5 protein-coding genes are annotated in these 4,270 nt (G+C 65.6%); 4 read left to right on the top strand and 1 reads right to left on the bottom strand.

What is annotated here, in order from left to right; genetic code table 11:
* From AB1609_16895 to AB1609_16880, 4 genes are all read left to right on the top strand, one after another.
* Positions 1 to 233: carbohydrate ABC transporter permease (locus tag AB1609_16895; GenBank protein ID MEW6048124.1), on the top strand; the 233-nt coding region annotated here is incomplete at its 5' end.
* A gap of 49 nt (positions 234 to 282) precedes the next feature.
* Positions 283 to 1,038 (top strand): SDR family oxidoreductase, encoded by a 756-nt coding sequence (locus AB1609_16890; GenBank protein ID MEW6048123.1) that lies wholly within the window; start codon positions 283 to 285, stop codon positions 1,036 to 1,038.
* A gap of 70 nt (positions 1,039 to 1,108) precedes the next feature.
* A complete protein-coding gene (locus AB1609_16885; protein ID MEW6048122.1) occupies positions 1,109 to 2,707 on the top strand; it encodes a D-aminoacylase in 1,599 nt (532 codons plus the stop codon).
* A 54-nt stretch (positions 2,708 to 2,761) separates the two neighbouring features.
* Positions 2,762 to 3,946 (top strand): aminotransferase class V-fold PLP-dependent enzyme, encoded by a 1,185-nt coding sequence (locus AB1609_16880; protein ID MEW6048121.1) that lies wholly within the window; start codon positions 2,762 to 2,764, stop codon positions 3,944 to 3,946.
* A 59-nt stretch (positions 3,947 to 4,005) separates the two neighbouring features.
* On the opposite strand, the gene AB1609_16875 is transcribed toward AB1609_16880, so the two are convergent.
* On the bottom strand, positions 4,006 to 4,270 hold a 265-nt coding region (locus tag AB1609_16875; protein ID MEW6048120.1), incomplete at its 5' end, for a hypothetical protein.

Genomic DNA, 4,270 nt, shown 5'->3' with positions numbered 1-4,270 from the left:
ACTTCGTGGGGATCTGGAACGAGTTTCTGCTGGCCCTGATCATCCTGGCCCGCGATTCGCTCAAGACACTGCCGCTCGGGCTTGCCAACCTGCAGATGGTCATGCAGTATCAAACGGACTGGGGCGCGCTGTTTGCTGGGCTCGTCCTGGCCGTGGTGCCCATCCTGATCGGCTTTGTCCTGCTCAACCGCCAGATTACCGAGGGCGTCACGCTGGGAGCGGTCAAGGGCTGAGAGTTCACCAGCAGGTGCAAAAGGCGGACGGTGGAGGTGCGTGTCGACGGTGCGCAGGCTGGAGGGTAAGGTGGCCATCATTACGGGAGCCGCTTCGGGCATCGGTGAGGCGTGCGCCCGCCTCTTCGCCCGGGAGGGCGCGGCGGTGGTGGTGGCCGACATCAATGCGGAGGCGGGAGCCCGCGTGACGGAGCAGGTCGCTGCCGTCGGCGGGGTCGCCACCTTCGTGCACATGGACGTGACGAAAGAAGCAGAGTGCGAGCGGCTCGTTCGGGAGACGGTGGCGCGAGTCGGTCGGCTTGACATCCTGGTGACCAACCCCTGGCACAACCCGTGGCTGGCAGCGGCTGACACGTCCGTGGAGGAATGGCGCCGCACCCTGGCAGTGACACTCGACGGGGTCTTCTTTTGCTGCAAGTACGCCGTGCGGGCCTTTCCGGAGTCGGGCGGCGCCATCGTCAACGTGGCGTCGGTGCAGGCCATCTCGGGCATGCCGAAATGTGCCGCGTACATGGCCGCCAAGGGCGCTGTGTTGCAGCTGACCCGTTCCATCGCCATCGACTACGGGCCCAGAGGTGTCCGGGCCAACACGGTGTGCCCAGGCATCATCGCCACGCCCCCTACCATGGCCTCGTTCGTGTCGAACGCGGAAGAAGAAGAGGCCGCGTCGCGCCCGCTGCTCAAGCGCCTTGGGCAGCCCGAAGAGGTGGCCAGCGCCTGCCTGTTCCTGGCGAGCGACGAGGCGGCTTACATCACGGGAGCCTGTCTGGTCGTGGACGGAGGCCTGACTGCGTTCCATATTTAAAATCCTCAGGCGTTGGGGATTCTTGACGGGTCTCAACTGGGAAAGAAAGAGCAAGGGAGTCAAACCGCACATGTTTGATGTCCTCATCAAGAACGGCCACGTCATCGACGGTACCGGCAAGCCCCGCTGTAGGGCGGATATCGGTATCAGGGACGGGCGCATCGAGGCCATCGGCGACCTCGGGGTGGCCGCGGCGAAAGAGGTGATCGACGCGACTGGCCGGGCCATTTGCCCGGGCTTTATCGATACACACGTGCACCTCGACATCATGCTACTTGTCGACCGAGCGAACGAAGCCAGCCTCTCGCAGGGCATTACCACGGTCATCCTGGGCCAGGACGGTCTATCGTATGCCCCGCTGTCACCGGCCAACCTGCGCACCTACGCCCGGTACCTCGGTGGGCTTAACGGCTATCCCGACATTGGGTGGGACTGGCAATCGGTGAGCGAGTACCGAGCCCGGTTCCACCGGCAGGTGGCCCTCAACACGTGCTACCAGGTGCCGCACGGAGCGGTGCGCCTCGAGGCCGTGGGCTTTCAGGACGTGCCGCTCATTGGGGAGGACCTCGAAAGGGCCAAGCGCTTGGTCGCACAAGCCTTCGAAGAGGGCGCCGTGGCCTTCTCCACCGGCCTCAGCTATTATCCGCAGTCCTGGTCCACCACCGAGGAGCTCGTTGAACTCTGCAAGGTGGCCGCCCGTTCTGGCCGGCCGTTCGTTATCCACACCCGCACCGTCTGGCGCACCTTGCCGTCGGATTGGCTCACGGCTGCGACCGTGGAAGCCATCGAGATAGGGCGCAAGAGCGGTGCGTCGGTGCATTTCTCGCATTTCCGGACGACTCCCCGCAACGCCGGCAGAGTGGCCGAACTGATGGCCCCCATCGACGAGGCGTTGCGCCAGGGCCTGGACATCACCCTGGAACTCTACCCGTACCCGTCGGGCAGCGGCTTCGTCATGTTCCTGATTCCGGGATGGGCGCACGAAGGGGGTCCCGAAGCCCTGTTGCGGCGCGTGCGGGACCCCGCGACCCGGCGCCGGATTGCACGTAGCATGTGGCAGGAGAGCACCGTCCCGCCAGCCCTCGACGACGTCGTCACCTACGTTCCCTCTGAGAAGAACGCCTGGGCCATGGGCCTCACGTTCGAGGCCATCGCCCGGCGCATGGGTGTCGACGACGTGGCGGAGGCCATCCTGGTGCTCCTGGCCGAAGAAAACTTGCAGGTTGGCTACCGGGGCAGCCCACCCGGTGACGTGCAGATCTGGGAACGCCTCAACCAGGACTTCCTCGAGCTGGTGTCGCGACCTTACTACATGGTCGGCAGCGACAGCATCCACATTGGGCGCCATCCACACCCCCGCACCTGGGGCACCTTCCCGCGGTTCTTGCGTCTGGCCCGGGAGCGCGGTTACCCGACGCTGGAGGCGCTCATCAACCGCATGACAGAGGTGCCAGCCCGGAGGTTCGGGCTCAAGGACCGGGGCACCCTGGAGCCGGGGAAGGCGGCTGACGTCGTTGTCTTCGATCCCGAGACTGTGCGCGACACCGCCACGTACGAGAACCCGGTACAGAAGGCGGTTGGTATTGACTATGTACTCGTCAACGGACAGGTGGCCTATCGGGACGGCAGGGCAACGGGCGTACTGGCCGGCCGCGCGCTACCGGAGTGACGCGGCAGCGTGCAGCGCGAGCCTGCCGTTGTCCTTCGCCAGGAGGGGCGGCCAATGAGTGAGACGCGGGCGACGCAGGGTGCAAGGGCAGCACCCGGCCCCTATGAACAGATGGGCGTAAGTAAGGTCATTAACGCTGCGGCGACGCTGACGAGACTGGGGGGTAACATAATCCCCCCGTCCGTGGTGGAAGCCATCGTGGGTGCGTCGCGGGGATTCGTGGACCTCAACGAGCTGCAGTTGAGGGTGGGCGAACGGCTGGCCGAACTGACGCACAATGAGGGAGCGTATGTGACGTGCGGAGCCGCCGCGGGGCTGTACCTAGGCGTGGCAGCCACTCTCGCCCTCAAGGACCCAGAGAGGTTCCGCCGGGTACCCACCGACCCGCCGCTCGAATATGAGGTCCTAATTCACCGGGCCCACCGGAACCCGTATGACGTAGCCGTAGCCCAGTTCGGGGTCCGGCTCGTGGAGGTCGGTCAGGTAGGCCCTAGGGCCACCGAGGAGCCGGTGGAGTTCCTAGAGCGGATGCACGACCGGACGCTTGCCATCCTCTACGTGATCTCGGGCTGGCTTCCTCAAGGTGCGCCGCCTCTCGAGCGCCTGACGGCTGCGGCCCGGTGTGCGGGAGTCGTCGTTATCGTGGACGCGGCGGCTCAGCTGCCCCCCGTGGAGAATCTGTGGAAGTACACCCGGGAGATGGGGGCCGACCTAGCGGTCTTCAGCGGCGGCAAGGACCTCGCGGGGCCGGCCGACACGGGCTTGGTGGTAGGCCGTGCCGACCTTATCGAAGCGATGCGCCGCATTGGTTATCCAAAGCACGGCATTGGGAGGATGCTGAAAGTCAGCAAGGAAGCGATGGTTGGGCTCATGGTTGCCGTAGAACGCTACCTCCGTCTCGATCATGAGGCCCGGCGGCGCCGGGCCGAAGAGGTGGTGGAGTACTTCGTGCGTGAGCTTGGCGCAATCCCCGGAGTGACAGTCGAGCGCAGCTTCCCAAACGAAGCCGGACAGCCCCTCCCGAGGGCGCGAGTGAGGCTGCAGTCCGCGCTTGCCTGGCTCACGCCCGCTGGGCTGGTCGAAGCCCTCGCACGGGGTCGGCCCAGCGTCGAGGTGCTCCCGGCAGAGGACGGTGTGTTCCTGAACCCCATGACGTTACAGGATGGGGAGGAGCTCATCGTGGCCGCGCGCATCCGCGAGGTGCTGGCCGAAGCGCAACGGACACGTTCGGTGCCGTGACCGGCGCATACACGGATGGCGGGGCAGCGTGCCTCAGGAGCATGGAGGGCAACCTTGATCTAGGAGGCTTTCAGCGCGCGTTTCACCCAATCAAGTACGCTTTCGGGCGCAATTCCCAGGTTGTACAAGGCAATGGCATCGGCGCCTGCCTCCCACGCTGCCTGCAGGTTGAGCCGAGTATGCTCTTCGCTGAGGTTCTCCGGCGCCGCCAGAGAAAGCCCGGCCGTAAGCTGGGGACGATTGGCTTCGGCGCCCTGAACGGCCGCCTTGCCTTTAGCGACGACCGAACGCACTACGGTCGGGTCCGGGGCGTAAGCCAGTACC

The sequence above is a fragment of the Bacillota bacterium genome (assembly GCA_040754675.1).
GTDB lineage: Bacteria > Bacillota > Limnochordia > Limnochordales > Geochordaceae > Geochorda.
This window is presented reverse-complemented; position numbering and strand designations above follow the sequence as displayed.